This is a genomic window from Pantoea sp. SJZ147, assembly GCF_007828605.1.
GTDB classification, from domain to species: domain Bacteria; phylum Pseudomonadota; class Gammaproteobacteria; order Enterobacterales; family Enterobacteriaceae; genus Pantoea; species Pantoea allii.
Genome location: NZ_VIVB01000005.1, coordinates 210312 through 225469, shown reverse-complemented (window position 1 = coordinate 225469; position 15158 = coordinate 210312). Strand labels below are relative to the sequence as shown.

General features: G+C 52.9%; 14 protein-coding genes, 6 tRNA genes and 1 other RNA gene. 8 read left to right on the top strand and 13 right to left on the bottom strand.

The features are described from left to right. On the top strand, nt 1–219 hold the full coding sequence (locus tag FBY13_RS09685) for a DUF3820 family protein (protein WP_145394043.1): 219 nt from the start codon (nt 1–3) through the stop codon (nt 217–219). Nucleotides 220–263: 44 nt separating this feature from the next. Here the strand turns inward: FBY13_RS09685 and FBY13_RS09680 are convergent, their stop codons facing one another. Further along, nucleotides 264–1271, bottom strand: a complete 1008-nt coding sequence (locus tag FBY13_RS09680; RefSeq protein WP_063880461.1) for a bile acid:sodium symporter family protein — start codon at nt 1269–1271, stop codon at nt 264–266. 95 nt (nt 1272–1366) lie between these two features. Between FBY13_RS09680 and FBY13_RS09675 the strand changes: the two genes are divergently transcribed. Continuing rightward, entirely contained in the window at nt 1367–2287 is a 921-nt protein-coding gene (locus FBY13_RS09675; RefSeq protein WP_145394042.1) for a LysR family transcriptional regulator, read from the top strand. On the opposite strand, the gene FBY13_RS09670 is transcribed toward FBY13_RS09675, so the two are convergent. The 6 genes from FBY13_RS09670 to FBY13_RS09645 form a co-directional block, all read right to left on the bottom strand. Continuing rightward, a complete protein-coding gene (locus FBY13_RS09670; RefSeq protein ID WP_096012872.1) occupies nt 2284–2634 on the bottom strand; it encodes a FlxA-like family protein in 351 nt (116 codons plus the stop codon). The two genes, FBY13_RS09675 and FBY13_RS09670, sit on opposite strands and share 4 nt — an antisense overlap. Nucleotides 2635–2844: 210 nt before the next feature. Next, a non-coding RNA gene (locus tag FBY13_RS09665) (RtT sRNA) lies at nt 2845–2973 on the bottom strand. A 31-nt stretch (nt 2974–3004) separates the two neighbouring features. Further along, nucleotides 3005–3080 (bottom strand) — tRNA-Lys (locus tag FBY13_RS09660). 4 nt (nt 3081–3084) lie between these two features. Continuing rightward, nucleotides 3085–3160: transfer RNA gene (locus FBY13_RS09655), tRNA-Val, on the bottom strand. A 41-nt stretch (nt 3161–3201) separates the two neighbouring features. Continuing rightward, nucleotides 3202–3277, bottom strand: a tRNA-Val gene (locus tag FBY13_RS09650). Between the two features lie 48 nt (nt 3278–3325). Continuing rightward, nucleotides 3326–3401: transfer RNA gene (locus tag FBY13_RS09645), tRNA-Val, on the bottom strand. A 270-nt stretch (nt 3402–3671) separates the two neighbouring features. Between FBY13_RS09645 and gltX the strand changes: the two genes are divergently transcribed. Next, nucleotides 3672–5087, top strand: a complete 1416-nt coding sequence (gene gltX / locus FBY13_RS09640; protein WP_063880458.1) for a glutamate--tRNA ligase — start codon at nt 3672–3674, stop codon at nt 5085–5087. 34 nt (nt 5088–5121) lie between these two features. Here the strand turns inward: gltX and FBY13_RS09635 are convergent, their stop codons facing one another. Both FBY13_RS09635 and FBY13_RS09630 read right to left on the bottom strand, forming a co-directional pair. Beyond that, nucleotides 5122–5475 (bottom strand): YfeC-like transcriptional regulator, encoded by a 354-nt coding sequence (locus tag FBY13_RS09635; protein ID WP_063880457.1) that lies wholly within the window; start codon nt 5473–5475, stop codon nt 5122–5124. Between the two features lie 111 nt (nt 5476–5586). Then, complete coding sequence (locus tag FBY13_RS09630; protein ID WP_063880456.1) at nt 5587–6375, bottom strand: formate/nitrite transporter family protein; 789 nt, start codon at nt 6373–6375, stop codon at nt 5587–5589. A gap of 362 nt (nt 6376–6737) precedes the next feature. On the opposite strand from FBY13_RS09630, the gene FBY13_RS09625 reads away from it, so the two are divergent. Continuing rightward, nucleotides 6738–6813, top strand: a tRNA-Ala gene (locus FBY13_RS09625). A 46-nt stretch (nt 6814–6859) separates the two neighbouring features. Next, nucleotides 6860–6935 (top strand) — tRNA-Ala (locus FBY13_RS09620). A 149-nt stretch (nt 6936–7084) separates the two neighbouring features. Here FBY13_RS09620 and FBY13_RS09615 read toward each other — a convergent pair. Both FBY13_RS09615 and FBY13_RS09610 read right to left on the bottom strand, forming a co-directional pair. Further along, entirely contained in the window at nt 7085–7846 is a 762-nt protein-coding gene (locus tag FBY13_RS09615) for a nucleotidyltransferase domain-containing protein (protein WP_145394078.1), read from the bottom strand. Nucleotides 7847–8054: 208 nt separating this feature from the next. Continuing rightward, the gene (locus FBY13_RS09610) at nt 8055–9245 is read right to left on the bottom strand and encodes a NupC/NupG family nucleoside CNT transporter (RefSeq protein ID WP_063880451.1); all 1191 of its coding nucleotides are present in this window, start codon (nt 9243–9245) and stop codon (nt 8055–8057) included. Between the two features lie 362 nt (nt 9246–9607). Between FBY13_RS09610 and FBY13_RS09605 the strand changes: the two genes are divergently transcribed. After that, complete coding sequence (locus FBY13_RS09605) at nt 9608–10849, top strand: Nramp family divalent metal transporter (protein ID WP_063880450.1); 1242 nt, start codon at nt 9608–9610, stop codon at nt 10847–10849. A gap of 118 nt (nt 10850–10967) precedes the next feature. Continuing rightward, nucleotides 10968–11651 (top strand): O-methyltransferase, encoded by a 684-nt coding sequence (locus FBY13_RS09600; protein WP_096012879.1) that lies wholly within the window; start codon nt 10968–10970, stop codon nt 11649–11651. Nucleotides 11652–11705: 54 nt separating this feature from the next. Here the strand turns inward: FBY13_RS09600 and FBY13_RS09595 are convergent, their stop codons facing one another. Both FBY13_RS09595 and mgrA read right to left on the bottom strand, forming a co-directional pair. Further along, the gene (locus FBY13_RS09595; RefSeq protein ID WP_145394041.1) at nt 11706–12068 is read right to left on the bottom strand and encodes a DUF2502 domain-containing protein; all 363 of its coding nucleotides are present in this window, start codon (nt 12066–12068) and stop codon (nt 11706–11708) included. Between the two features lie 154 nt (nt 12069–12222). Further along, the gene (gene mgrA, locus FBY13_RS09590; RefSeq protein ID WP_145394040.1) at nt 12223–13212 is read right to left on the bottom strand and encodes an L-glyceraldehyde 3-phosphate reductase; all 990 of its coding nucleotides are present in this window, start codon (nt 13210–13212) and stop codon (nt 12223–12225) included. A 218-nt stretch (nt 13213–13430) separates the two neighbouring features. Here mgrA and FBY13_RS09585 point away from each other — a divergent pair, with 218 nt between their 5' ends. Continuing rightward, the gene (locus tag FBY13_RS09585) at nt 13431–15083 is read left to right on the top strand and encodes a thiamine pyrophosphate-binding protein (protein WP_145394039.1); all 1653 of its coding nucleotides are present in this window, start codon (nt 13431–13433) and stop codon (nt 15081–15083) included. The last annotated feature ends 75 nt before the right edge of the window (nt 15084–15158 follow it).

The following is a 15158-nucleotide window of genomic DNA, read 5'->3' as shown; positions in this document are numbered from 1 at the left end:
ATGGACAAACAGTATCTGGTTGAGATAGCCAATACAGCCATGCCCTTTGGCAAATATAAAGGCCGGATGCTGATTGATTTGCCTGAACCCTATTTGCTGTGGTTTGCCCGCAGTGGTGATTTTCCGTCAGGGCGTTTAGGTGAGCTGATGCAGCTGACGCTGACCATTAAAATTGAAGGGCTGGAAGGGCTGGTGAAGCCCTTAAAGCGCAGTGAATAAGCACGCTGCCTCGTGGGTATCAAGCCAACGAGGCAGCGTTTGGGTTACTTCTGCGATTCCACCGCCGCGGCTTTTACTTTTTTAGCCTGCATGTCGTTGGTTTTCTTATAGCGCCCGGCTATAAACGAACACACCATTAACTGAACCTGATGAAAGATCATCAAGGGCAAAACGATGATGCCGACCGCACTGGCGGGGAACAGAATGTTCGCCATGGGCACGCCGTTTGCCAGGCTCTTTTTAGAACCACAGAACAGAACAACGATCTCATCCGGGCGGCTGAAGCCGAACAGACGAGAGGCAAAGTAGTTAATCAGCAGTACGATCGTCAGCAGCAGTACGCATCCCGCCAAAATCCACAGCAGCGTATCAACGCCCACGCGTTTCCAGATGCCGTTGACCACGGCTTCACTGAAGGCGGAATAAACGACTAACAGAATGGAGGTTTGATCGGTAATCCCAATCAGACCACGATGTCTTTCCACCCAGCCGCTAATCCAGCGACGCGACAGATGGCCCAGAACAAAAGGCACCAACAGCTGCAGCATGATTTTTCCCACCTGCTCCAGACCATCGCCCGGCCCGTTACTGTTGACGTCCATGACCAGATTCACCAGCAGCGGGGAGATAAATACGCCCAACAGGCTGGATGCCGATGCGCTACATACCGCGGCGGCAACGTTCCCGCCGGCCATCGAGGTAAAGGCAATCGCTGACTGCACGGTGGCAGGTAAGATACACAGATACAGGAAGCCGGTATAAATCTCTGCGCCAACGTTCACCGGATGCCACCAGACGATTAGCATGCCGATAGCCGGGAACATCACAAACGTACTGCACATAATCCAGAGATGGAGACGCCAGTGGCTGCTACCGGCAATGATTTTTTCCCGCGATAGCTTGGCACCATGCATAAAGAAAAGCAGGGCAATCGCGGCGGTAGTGAGGTACTGGAAAACGTCAACGAAGCCGCCTCTGGCAGGAATAAAAGAGGCCAACAACACGGTGATGATAAGCTTTATCATCATTGGGTCTATACGTAAAAATCCCATCGTTACAATCCGGTTAAATTAAGTCTGAGAGGATTGTGCGTGATGCGGGTTTAGAAATAAAATTAATTTATTAGATTAATCTATGTGAGAAATCGATGAATTACTCTTTGCGTCAGCTACGCACCTTTGTTGCCGTTGCCCACTATGGCGGCTTTAGCCAGGCCGGGCAGGCTATTGGCCTGAGCCAGTCAGCGGTGAGCCACAGTATAAAAGAGTTGGAAAATGAAATCGGCGTTCGCCTGCTGGACCGTACGACGCGCGAAGTAGTCCTGACCGAGGCCGGACAGCAGCTGGCATCGCGCATGGAAAGGCTGCTGGAAGAGATGAATACGACGCTGCTTGATATTCGCAGCTACGGCGAACAGCGCAGTGGGACGGTGAGAATCGCGGCCAGCCAGACCATTTCTGCGCACCTGATGCCGCAATGTCTTGCCGCCAGCCAGCATAGCTATCCTGATATTAAGATCATTTTGCACGATCGCGTTCAGCAGTGGGTGTTAGAAAGTGTACGCAATGCTGAAGTCGATTTTGGGATCGTCATCGGCCCGCTTAATGACACGGATTTTGACTGCTGTGCGATTCTGGACGAACCTTTTCTGCTGTTGTGCCGGGAAGACGATCCGCTTGCCGAGGTAGCACAGGCGCAGTGGTCTATGTTGGACGGCAGGACGATGGTGCTGCAGGATTACGCTTCAGGCAGCCGGGTATTAATTGATGCGGCTTTACGCCAGCAGAACGTGAATATTCACGTGATCCAGGAAATCGGCCATCCCGCTACGCTTTTTCCCATGGTCGATGCGGGCATCGGGATCAGCATTTTACCGGCTCTGGCATTACCGCTACCGGTGGGGCGCGCACTGACGGTACGGCGCCTCTATCCTGAGATCAATCGCACCCTGACGTTAATTAAGCGTAAAAATCGCTCTTTAACGCCAGCGGCCGAAGCGACATGGCAGGAAGTGCGTCAGCAGGCAAGATTGCTGACGCAACAACGCGAATCCAGACCTGCGTTTTAAATATAAACGTCAAGTTGGTTGTTTTGCGTAGGGCGATTAACACCATCTGCAGGGGCAGTATTACCTTCTTTTTGCGCCTGCTTTGCTTCAGCTTTCTGTTGCTCTTTGCGTTGTAACTGCTGGATTTGCGCTTCTAAAACCTGGATTTGTGCCTTAATCGTATCTTGCTGCTTCTTTTTCTCCTCTGTGGTCATCGTCTTATCGTCGCCCAAACTTTTCAGTTGATCGTTGAGACGAGAAATCTGCTTATTCAGGCTGGCGATTTGTGATGCGGTATCACTTGAATTGACCGTGTCTGATGAACTGCCGCTTCCGATACTCGGTGTGCTGGTTAATATAGTTGTCATGAGGCTCTCCTTACAATTAGACGTTTTAGGTTATCGGACGTTAACAGGAAAAGCTTAATGTCTCTGAGTGTTAAATATGTGAAAAGATTCTTACATTCTTACGTGAGGTTAAGGCGGGCAGGGAAGAGAAGCGGTGACGAGCAGGTAAGATGGACCCGACTGTCATCTGAGCACATAAAAGAAAAAGGGCCGCCAGGGCTTTATGTGGAGAGGGATGTTGGGCAGGGTTTCTCCCGTCCGGGCCTCGCCCTTCGGGTGATGCTGGCGCATCAGCCTGAACCGCTTTGCGATTCAGTCGAACCTGCAGCAGGTTCTCATCCCGCACGTTTTACGCATAGCAAAAAGGCGCCTTTAGGGCGCCTTTCAACATTGGTGGGTCGTGCAGGATTCGAACCTGCGACCAATTGATTAAAAGTCAACTGCTCTACCAACTGAGCTAACGACCCGAAGTGGTGGGTGATGACGGGTTCGAACCGCCGACCCCCTCCTTGTAAGGGAGATGCTCTACCAACTGAGCTAATCACCCACTTCGGTACTGCTTCACAAGAGTGTCATCTGACTAAGATATGGTGGGTGATGACGGGTTCGAACCGCCGACCCCCTCCTTGTAAGGGAGATGCTCTACCAACTGAGCTAATCACCCATATCTTATCTCTTGCACACTGCGGGCCATCTTAAACCTTGTTAAGAGTGGTGGGTGATGACGGGTTCGAACCGCCGACCCCCTCCTTGTAAGGGAGATGCTCTACCAACTGAGCTAATCACCCCCGCTGTGTGGAGTCGCATTATAGGGATAGTTGATTTTGAGTCAACGCTTTTTAAAACATAATTGTGCGTTCGGTTTAATTTTAAACATCCCGTAGCGATTTTATCCAATGTGCTGGTTTTCTTAGCAGAAATATAGGGTTTGCTGGCGCTCAGCTGCCTTGCATGCATTGAGGATTCATCATCAGATGCTAGAATATGCGCACTCTTTTCGCGTCTAACCTGTTTTTTGTCATCCAGACAACGAACCTGCGCATTTAAGGCAATACTGAATGAAAATCAAAACTCGCTTCGCGCCAAGCCCCACCGGCTTCTTACATGTAGGTGGCGCGCGTACCGCCCTCTACTCATGGCTCTTTGCCCGTCATCATCAGGGCGAGTTTGTGCTGCGCATTGAAGATACCGATCTTGAGCGTTCAACACCGGAAGCCATTGAAGCCATTATGGATGGGATGAACTGGCTGAGCCTGGATTGGGATGAAGGTCCCTATTACCAGACTAAACGTTTCGATCGCTATAACGCCGTTATTGATGAAATGCAGGAAGCGGGTACGGCTTATAAATGTTACTGCTCCAGAGAGCGTCTGGAAGCGCTGCGTGAAACGCAAATGGCTAACGGTGAAAAACCGCGTTACGACGGCCGTTGCCGCGACAGCCATGAACATCATGCCGATGATGAACCGCATGTGGTGCGTTTCCGTAATCCACAAGAGGGATCGGTTATTTTTGATGACCAGATTCGTGGCCCGATTGAGTTCAGCAATCAGGAGCTTGACGATCTGATCATCCGTCGCACCGATGGCTCACCGACGTATAACTTCTGCGTCGTGGTCGACGACTGGGATATGGGCATTACCCATGTTGTGCGTGGTGAAGATCACATCAACAACACCCCGCGCCAGATCAATATTCTCAAGGCTATCGGTGCACAGGTACCGGTTTATGCCCACGTTTCTATGATCCTGGGCGACGACGGTAAAAAACTGTCTAAGCGACATGGTGCGGTAGGCGTCATGCAATACCGTGATGACGGCTATCTGCCAGAAGCCTTGCTTAACTATTTAGTCCGTCTGGGCTGGTCTCATGGCGATCAGGAAATCTTCTCTGTCAAAGAAATGACAGCGCTGTTTAGCCTGGACGCGGTCAGTAAGTCCGCCAGCGCCTTTAATACCGAAAAGCTGCAGTGGTTAAATCATCACTACATCAACGCGCTGCCCCCAGAGTATGTGGCAACACATCTGCAATGGCACATTGAACAGCAGAATATTGATACCCGCACTGGCCCGGAGCTGGCGAAGCTGGTGACCTTGCTCGGTGAGCGCTGTAAGACGCTGAAAGAGATGGCGGCGTCCTGCCACTATTTTTATCAGGACTTTTCAGAATTCGATGCTGATGCCGCGAAAAAGCATCTGCGCCCGGTTGCACGTCAACCGCTGGAAGTGGTTCGCGATAAGCTGGCTGCATTGACTGACTGGAATGCCGAAACCGTGCATCAGGCGATTCAGCAGAGCGCGGATGAGCTGGGCGTAGGCATGGGTAAAGTGGGAATGCCACTGCGCGTTGCCGTGACCGGCGCAGGTCAGTCCCCAGGACTGGATGTCACGGTGGAAGCGATTGGTCGCACCCGCAGTGTCGCGCGTATTGAAAAAGCGCTGGCTTTTATTGCCGAGCGCGAAGCACAGAACTAATAAAAAAAACCGGAAGCATTACGCTTCCGGTTTCTTACTCTTCACTAATCCCCAGACGGCCGAGTACACCTTTAATCCCTTCCCGCAGAATCAACGCCGTAAGCTGATCTTGTTCATTCTGACTCATTTGCTGGACAGAGCTTATCAATAACGCAGGTAAAGAATTCGCTGGAGGCGTGTAATTTGCCGTGGGTTCATTAAGATTGCGCGTCGACTGAATGAAACTTTTCACGCGTTCATCAATATGAATCAGTCTTGCTTTTCCGCCCTGAACACCCGGCTTTGGCGTGGTCGTCCAGTTCTCGCGTTTGATCCATTTGTTCACCGTCTGCCGACTGTAGCCCGTTTCGATTGCCAGTTCTTCCGGAGTTAGCCATTCCTTTTTCACGATGCTGTCCCTGTTAAATACATTAGCCATACATATTACAGCAAATCGTAACGCGTGAAAGTAACTGGAAACGAAATTGCCTTTTGTCTCTCAACAAAAGGCAAAGAAAGTTTATTGCGCGGTGCGTGGCTGCTCGGCAGCGGGGCGGAAAGCGAGGAAGTAAGCCAGACCAACGAAGACGGCACCGCCAACGGCGTTACCTAAGAATACCGCCACGAAATTGGGGAAATATTCAGCCCAGCTCATCTGTCCGGCGAAAATCGCAGCAGGGATGATGAACATGTTCGCGACAACGTGCTGGAAGCCGATGGCGACGAACGCCATAACCGGGAACCACATAGCGAAAATTTTGCCTACCACGTCTTTACTGGCGAATGCCAGCCACACGGCAAGACATACCAGCCAGTTACAGCCGATGCCAGAGATAAAGGCGTGCAGGAAATCGGCATGCACTTTTGCGTTAGCAATAGCCAATGTCTTTTTCAGGTAGTCGCCTTCGGTCATGGCCAGCATATGCCCAAAGAACCAGGCGATAGCGATGCTGCCAAGGAAGTTAGCAATGGTTACCCAGAACCAGTTACGCAATACGCTGTAGCCACTCACGCGGCGTGCAAACCAGGCAACAGGCAACGTCATCATATTGCCGGTTAACAGCTCGCCACCGGCCAGAATGGTCAGGATTAAACCGACCGGGAACACCGCAGCACCTAAAAAGCCGCCAAATGAACCCCAGTCCGCTGGGAGTGAGTTGATAACGTGGACATCCAGCAAGAAGCCTGTAGCGATGAAGGCACCTGCCATGAAGCCAAGAATAATTAAGGAACTAATGGAGGCATGGCTTTTTGCCACGCCAGCCTGAATCGCCAGTTGGGCGATCTCTTTGGGTGTATGCAGCGACATATATTCTCTATTGATTTTAGTATTGGAGCGAAAACGCCTGGTTGAAGAACGGTGCGCTGGAGAAAACCATGCAGCCGTATTACATAGCGGGCTAAGTTTTACACGACATTACAGGGAAGACAAGATAATTCCTATAACATATTTAACCGTGTATTAACCTAGCAGCCGATAAAAAATTACTCATCAAACCCAGGCTCCTTTCATGATGTTAACAAGGGCAAGAGAGAAACAAACGCCCGTCATCACGCTGAGTTTGCCGTCTTTTTCAGCGATCAAACACAGAATGTGATTTTGCCGTTGACACTCCATGGGGGGTTTCATATTATGCCGTCCGTCGCTTAACACGACGGTTTTTTCGGTACGGGGCTATAGCTCAGCTGGGAGAGCGCTTGCATGGCATGCAAGAGGTCAGCGGTTCGATCCCGCTTAGCTCCACCAAACTTCTTCCCAAAAGTTTGGCACTGAAAAAACGATTTCCAGATGTGGGGGTATAGCTCAGCTGGGAGAGCGCTTGCATGGCATGCAAGAGGTCAGCGGTTCGATCCCGCTTATCTCCACCAAATCTCTGGCTTTTCAGCCATTATCATTTTGTTCCTAGCGCTTGCTTATAAGCGCATCTGTTATACATATCCCGCTTATCGCCTCCTGACATCTTTCAACTGCACTGCGTTGCGTTCTCACTCCACTTACGCCTGGATTCCGCCCCCGTTCAACCTAATCGCTGCAACAGCCATCGACTGAAATCATTAAGGTGTGAAGTAAATTCCGCAACAGTTGCCTGTGGCGTCTTGCTCTCTGCTAAAAAGAAGGCGATCGCGTCTTCACGTTCCGGATGACGCGCAACGAATCGCACAACATGATCCTCCAGGCTGCGTGGCCAGTCGATATCGTTATCTGTGCGTAACATATTGGTTGAGCGAATCAGTTTTCTGGCCGCCGCACGCTGATATTGCTGCTGCTCACGAGCCTGGCTGGCGCGGGATAATAACGTGGCATAGCCACTCAATACCGCTGCGACATCACCGTTTATTGCCCGTGCCAACGCGCGGGACGGGCGGAAGCGTTCAAAGTACACAGAGAGATCCTGGCCATAGAGGCAGCGGCAGTGGTGCTTTAACCAGTAGCCCCAGGAAAGGCGGTTTTCCGGCGCGAGTGCCTCATTGACCGTGCCGATATCAAAATCGACTTTACTCACCACAGGATGCTCTTCCGCCAGCGCCTGTTTTAACGCTGACAGTCTGTCTTGCTGCTCTAGCCGGAGTGGATGGCTGAAGAGTAAACACAGATCTAAATCCGATCTGCACTTGACGGCGTTTCCGCACGCCACGCTACCGTAAAGATAAATGCTGTGCAGGCCATCCCGATAGTCAGCGCTCAGACGGGCCACGGCTGCGTTGACGACAGCCTGAAACGCCGGCTGAACGTCAGCTGTCGGCAGCGTGGGGATGTAGCCGTCGGGGTCCAGACTCATCATGGCTCCTGTCAAACAAACATAACCGGTGGAAAGAGGGGATTCGCTCTGGATTATAATCGGGGCGCGCTCCCACTAGTCGGGCAGTATTGATGAGGGTGGTAAGCGTGATCAAGCATTGTGTCTGAACACAAGCCAGCAAGCAGGCGGGATAAAGACAAAAAAGGCGAGTCATTTGACTCGCCTTAATGTTTTGCAGAGCGCTAACTCAGAATGCCAGTACCAGGCCTGCAATCGCCGCAGACAGCACGCTGACCAGGGTTGAGCCGTACAGCAGTTTCAAACCAAAGCGAGAAACCACGTTACCTTGCTCTTCGTTCAGGCCCTTGATCGCACCGGCAACGATACCGATAGACGAGAAGTTAGCGAACGAGACCAGGAACACCGACAGGATGCCTTCTGCATTGGGTGACAGCTGACCGGCAACTTTCTGCAGATCCATCATAGCCACAAACTCATTGGAAACCAGCTTCGTTGCCATGATGCTGCCAACCTGCAGCGCTTCGCCAGACGGCACGCCCATTACCCAGGCAAACGGATAGAAGACATAACCCAGCACGCCCTGGAAGGTGACACCGAAAATGAAGTCAAACAGCGCGTTCAGGCCGGAAATCAGTGCGATAAAACCAATCAGCATGGCCGCAACGATAATGGCGACGCGGAAACCAGCAAGAATGTATTCGCCCAGCATCTCAAAGAAGCTCTGACCCTGATGCAGGTCCTGCAACTGCAGATCTTCTTCGCTGTCTACGCGGTAAGGGTTAATGAGCGACAGCACAATAAAGGTACTGAACATATTCAGCACCAGCGCCGCGACCACATACTTAGGCTGCAGCATGGTCATGTAAGCACCCACGATAGACATAGAAACCGTCGACATCGCGGTTGCCGCCATGGTGTACATACGACGTTGTGACATTTTGCCCAGGATATCTTTGTACGCGATAAAGTTCTCAGACTGTCCCAAAATCAGAGAGCTTACGGCGTTGAACGATTCCAGTTTGCCCATTCCGTTAATCTTGGACAACACAGTACCGATACCGCGAATCACCCATGGCAGGATGCGGAAGTGCTGGAGAATACCGATCAGCGCCGAGATGAACACAATGGGGCACAGCACGTTCAGGAAGAAGAAGGCGAGGCCTTTATCATTCATGTTGCCGAAGACGAAATTAGTGCCCTGAGCCGCATATTTCAGAAGATGATCGAAGAAACCGGCAAATCCTTTGACGAAGCCCAGACCGGCTTCCGAGTTCAGGAAGAACCATGCCAGAATGATTTCGATGACCAGAAGCTGTACGATGTAGCGAATTCGAATACTTTTTCTGTCGTGGCTGACCAGCAAGGCCAGCACACCGACAACCACTAGTGCTAAAAGAAACTGCAAAATATGGGACATGATTGCTCCAAATTTGAGGAGGATTGTATTTTGCTGCGTATTCTATGTAACGGCTTACCGAAAAACGAGATCTCTACCACAATATAAGTATTCAATATCGCCAAATTTCTCAGAAAACTCTCACCGATCACGCCCTGTAACCAAATTGTTCACATCATATTCACTTAAATCTATTGTCTGTAATTTACACAACACGTAGAGTGACGGAATTGCGCCTTAAGTTGTAGGGTTTTTACATACCCAGGGTATAGCAAAGGCTATACTTCATAGCACTATCTATTACAGCGATTACCAAAACCAAATTTCACTTGCGCCTGCGTCGCCTTAAGCTGCACAGGTAAAACAAAGACAGGGTAGCCACTATGTTTGAAAGCCGTGCCGCCGAGCGCGCCGCTCGCGGAGCCAGAAAAGTCAAACTCGCCCTGTTGGGGCCTGCTTTTATCGCCGCTATCGGCTATATCGATCCGGGTAACTTTGCGACCAATATTCAGGCCGGTGCCGCTTACGGTTATCAACTGCTGTGGGTGGTGGTATGGGCCAACATCATGGCCATGCTTATTCAGTTAATGTCAGCGAAGCTGGGCATCGCAACGGGTAAAAACCTGGCTGAACATATCCGCGATCGTTTTCCCCGTCCGGCGGTATGGTTCTATTGGGTGCAGGCAGAAATCATTGCCATGGCGACCGATCTGGCAGAGTTCATCGGTGCAGCCCTGGGGTTCAAACTGCTATTGGGGATATCTCTGATGCAGGGCGCCGTGCTGACCGGCGTGGCCACCGTGCTAATTTTGATGCTGCAAAATCGTGGGCAAAAACCGCTGGAGCTGGTGATTGGCGGGCTACTGTTGTTTGTGGCGGCGGCTTACATTGTGGAGCTGTTTTTCTCACAGCCAAAAGTGAGTGAACTGGTTAAAGGCATGGCACTGCCGTCACTGCCCAATACCGACGCGGTCTTTCTTGCCGCCGGCGTACTGGGAGCCACCATTATGCCGCACGTGATTTATCTGCATTCCGCCTTAACCCAGGGGAAAAGCGATGACAGTCAGGCTCAGCGCTATTCCTCAACCAAACTGGATGTCGCCATTGCCATGACCATTGCGGGGTTTGTAAACCTGGCGATGATGGCCACGGCCGCTGCCGCCTTCCATTTTAGCGGCCATAGTGGGATTGCCGAACTCGATCAGGCTTACACCACGCTACAGCCTCTGCTGGGGCACGCTGCCGCAACGGTATTTGGCCTAAGCCTGGTCGCGGCGGGGCTGTCTTCAACCGTGGTCGGCACCCTGGCCGGTCAGGTGGTTATGCAAGGGTTTATTAAATTCTATATTCCACTGTGGGTACGACGTGCAGTGACCATGGTGCCCTCGTTTCTCGTGATCTGGGCGGGCTGGGACCCGACGCGCGTGTTAGTCATGAGTCAGGTGCTGCTCAGCTTCGGTATCGCACTGGCGCTCATTCCGCTGCTGGCGTTTACCGGCAACCGCGAGCTGATGGGCGATGCGTTGGTCAATTCACGGCTGATGCAAAATACGGGGCGCGTCATCGTGGTGCTGGTGGTGAGTCTTAACGCTTATCTGTTAATCGGTCAGGCAATGGGAATGTAACGCGTCTGCCTGATAAACGGTCAGGCAGGCGTCTGTTTTCGGTGTGAATGATATTGTCTTGAGGTTTATCCGCATTGGTTTATATTTTCTTCTGTCTTGATGATTCAGGAGCAGAATGATGCGGAAGCCGGATTACCCTTCAGAAGACCACGCAAAATGGGCCGCGGTCGACGACTATTTTTCTCAGTTACTCCTCCCTACCGATCGCCTTGCTCAAGCCGCGCTGGTTGCCAACAGTCAGGCGGGGCTGCCTGCCCACGACGTTTCTGCCCTGCAAGGCAACATGCTTGCACTGTTTATAAAAATGCTAAACGCAGCACGCGTACTGGAAATCGGCACGCTTGGGGGTTACAGCACCATCCTGATGGCGCAGGCGCTGGGCGAAGAAGGGAAAATCACCACCCTTGAAGCCGACGCCCATCATGCGCAGGTTGCCAGTGATAACATCCGCAATGCCGGGTTGTCTGGACGCGTCGATCTGCGCATCGGTGCGGCGCTGGATGTACTGCCTCACCTGCAGGGACCCTTTGATCTCATCTTTATCGACGCGGATAAGAAAAATAATCCCGCTTACCTGAATTGGGCATTAGCCCTGGCTCGTCCTGGCAGCGTGATTATCGCCGACAACGTTGTGCGCGGCGGGGCGGTAACCGATGCCGATTCCGCAGACATCAACGTGCAGGGGGTACGTGCGTTTTTCGAGCTGCTTTCCAGCGATGCCCGTCTGGAGGCCACAGCCATTCAAACCGTAGGTGAAAAGGGCTGGGATGGGTTTGTTATGGCAAGAGTGAAACACCTCTAACTCTAGCGCTATCGCCTCAGGTGATCTGCCGACGCGTGGGCCGACAGAGGCGCTTTAGCGATAGCGTTCCGGGTAACGATGGTGCGCGCGGCGTTCGTGGTGCCAGTGGCGTCGTTCATGCTCCCAACGACGTTGCCGGTCGCGCGCGTGCCACTGGCGTTCGCGTTCCCACTGCTGATGACGTCGCCACGTTTCGTGTCGCCACCAGCGACGCTCTTTATACGCATAGCGATCGTTAAACCAGCGCGGCTCGCGCCAGCGGTTGCCGTCCCAGTAGTAGCCGCGGCGGTCGCGATCGCCCAGATGAAGCGATACGCCCGGCGCAAGATTAATTGATGTCCCTGAGGCCTGAGCGGTGTGCATTGCCAGCGGCGTTAACATGGCTACAAAGGCAGCCAGTAAAATTCCACGTATCATGATTTTCTCCTGACGGCAGCGTGTCTCCGCTGCCGGTTCGCTATTCTGTCGATATTGCGTCTGAGAAACCTGTGGAAACCGTCTGAAAAACCGCAAAAAAATCAGGGTTTAAGAGTATTCCGGGATGGCCGCCCGGCGAAGCAGGCGGCGCATGTTACTGCAGGGCAGACTCAATGGCGGCAAGCTCGTCATCCGTGAGAGTAGCCTGATTCAGCATCTGTACTGCATCATCGATTTGTGCCGTTTTACTGGCCCCAATCAGCACTGATGTAATGCGTGGATCACGTAACACCCACGTTAACGCCATCTGCGCCAGCTTCTGGCCGCGCTGTTGAGCAATGGCGTTTAGCTTGCGGACTTTTTCCATTTTTTCATCAGTAAGCTGATTTTCGTTGAGGAACTTGCTGCCGCTGGCAACGCGTGAATCCTGCGGAATACCTTGTAGATAGCGATCGGTCAGGACACCGCCTGCCAGGGGTGAGAACGCGATACAACCTGCACCATGTTCATCCAGTGTCTGAAGTAATCCCTGCTCTGGCGTGCGTTCAAATAACGAATAGCGAGGCTGATGGATCAGGCAAGGCGTACCCAGATCGCGCAGAATCGCCATCGCTTCAGCCGCCCGTTGCGCGGGATAGTTTGAAATCGCGGCATACAGCGCCTTTCCCTGGCGTACGACATGATCCAGCGCGCGCATGGTTTCTTCCAGCGGCGTCTCTGGATCGGGACGGTGGTGATAAAAGATATCAACGTATTCCAGTCCCGTTCGGCGCAGACTCTGATCCAGGCTGGCCACCAGATATTTGCGCGAACCCCAGTCACCATACGGGCCTTCCCACATGGTGTAACCGGCTTTCGTCGAAATAAGCAATTCGTCGCGGTGTGCCTGAAAATCTTCACGCATGATACGACCAAAATTCGTTTCAGCTGAGCCAGGAGGCGGGCCGTAGTTATTCGCCAGATCGAAATGCGTGATACCGCAGTCGAAAGCGTGGCGCAATAGCTGGCGGCTGACATCCAACTGTGTGCTGTCACCAAAGTTATGCCACAGGCCCAGTGAAATCGCAGGAAGTTTCAGGCCACTGCGCCCACTGCGACGCCACTGCATATGCTGATATCGGTCCGGATGAGGGAAAGCTGTCATATAAGGGTCCTGAGTGAAAACGAATAAATGTGCCAAAACCGGAGGAGTGTATACGCTTACACTCAGTATTAATCCGCGTGAAGTCGCATATTCACGGAATAATACACGGTCGTAACGCGGGCTTGCCATGCAATAGATTGGCTAAATCTGCAGCCGTTCTCGCCAAATTTACGCCATGTCAGATACTTATCAGAACAATCCCCTAAAAGGAACGCGCTATGTCCGATTTTACGGTTGGTGATTATCTGTTGGCTCGCTTGCAGGAGTGCAGTGTCAGGCATTTATTTGGTGTGCCGGGCGACTACAATCTGCAGTTTCTCGACCGTGTTATTGCCCATCCGGACATTAGCTGGGTGGGATGTGCTAACGAACTGAATGCAGCCTATGCAGCCGATGGCTATGCGCGTTGCTCCGGCGTAGCGGCGTTGCTGACTACGTTTGGCGTGGGTGAACTCAGCGCGATTAACGGTCTGGCGGGCAGCTTTGCCGAGTATGTGCCCGTTATCCACATTGTGGGCGCGCCTTCGAGTCAGGCGATGCAGCAGGGGGATTGTGTGCATCACACGCTGGGAGACGGCGACTTTGGTCACTTCATCCGCATGGCGCAGGAGGTGAGCGCTGCCACGGCACAGCTTACGGCCGACAATGCCACGGCTGAAATTGACCGGGTCATCCTGGCCGCGCTTCAGCAGCACCGTCCTGGCTATTTAATGCTGCCGGTGGATGTGGCCCAGCGGCAAACCTCAGCGCCTGAGCAGCCGCTAATGCGCCGTACCGCTTCACCTCATGAGGTGCGCGTCGCATTTCAGCAGGCGGCAGAGCGGTTGCTGGCACCTGCGAAGCGTGTATCGCTGCTCGCCGATTTTCTGGCGCAGCGCTGGCAGCAGCAACCGGCACTGGCAGCCTTGCGGACGGGACGCGCGTTTCCCTGTGCCACCTTGTTGATGGGCAAAGGTGTGCTGGATGAACAGCAACCGGGTTTTGTCGGCACCTATGCGGGAGAAGGCAGTGAAGGTGACGTGCGCCAGCAAATTGAAAACGCGGACGTGACGATTTGCGCTGGCGTACGCTTTACCGACACGATTACGGCCGGTTTTACCCAACAATTCAGCCCGGCCCGGCTTATTGACATCCAGCCGCACAGCGCCAGCGTGGGCGGGCAAACGTTCGCGCCCCTGACGATGGCGGATGCGCTAAGCGCGTTACTGCCTGTGTTTGAACGTCATGGTGCAGCCTGGCAGGCCGCCTGTCCGCCGTCGCCCCCAGAGCCGGTTCCGGATGCAGCCATCATCAGCCAGTCTGCTTTTTGGCAGGCGATGCAGGCGTTCCTGCAGCCGGGTGATATTATTCTGGCCGATCAGGGGACGGCGGCTTTTGGTGCCGCGTCGCTGCGGTTGCCCGTCGGTGCGCAGCTTTTGGTACAGCCGCTCTGGGGCTCTATCGGCTATACTTTACCCGCCGCGTTCGGTGCGCAAACTGCCCAGCCTGCTCAGCGCGTTATCCTGATTATTGGCGACGGTTCGGCCCAGTTGACCATTCAGGAGTTAGGTTCCATGCTGCGGGATCAACAGCATCCCATTATTTTTCTCCTCAATAATGAAGGCTATACTGTAGAGCGGGCGATTCATGGTGCCGCTCAACGTTATAATGATATCGCGCAATGGAACTGGACAGCGCTGCCGCAGGCAATGAGTTTGCAATGCCAGGCGCAGAGCTGGCGCATCAGTGAAACCGTGCAGTTGCAGGCACTGATGACGCTACTTAAACAACAGCACAGGCTGTCGTTTATTGAAGTGGTGATGCAAAAAGATGACCTGCCGCCGTTACTGCGTAAAGTCTCAGCCTGCCTGAGCCAGCGCAACGGCGGTTGAGATTCGGAAAGTTGCCTCTGTGCACGCCAGACTAACGCGGTTAGGCTGTTGCACACACGAGTCAGACGCTCACCC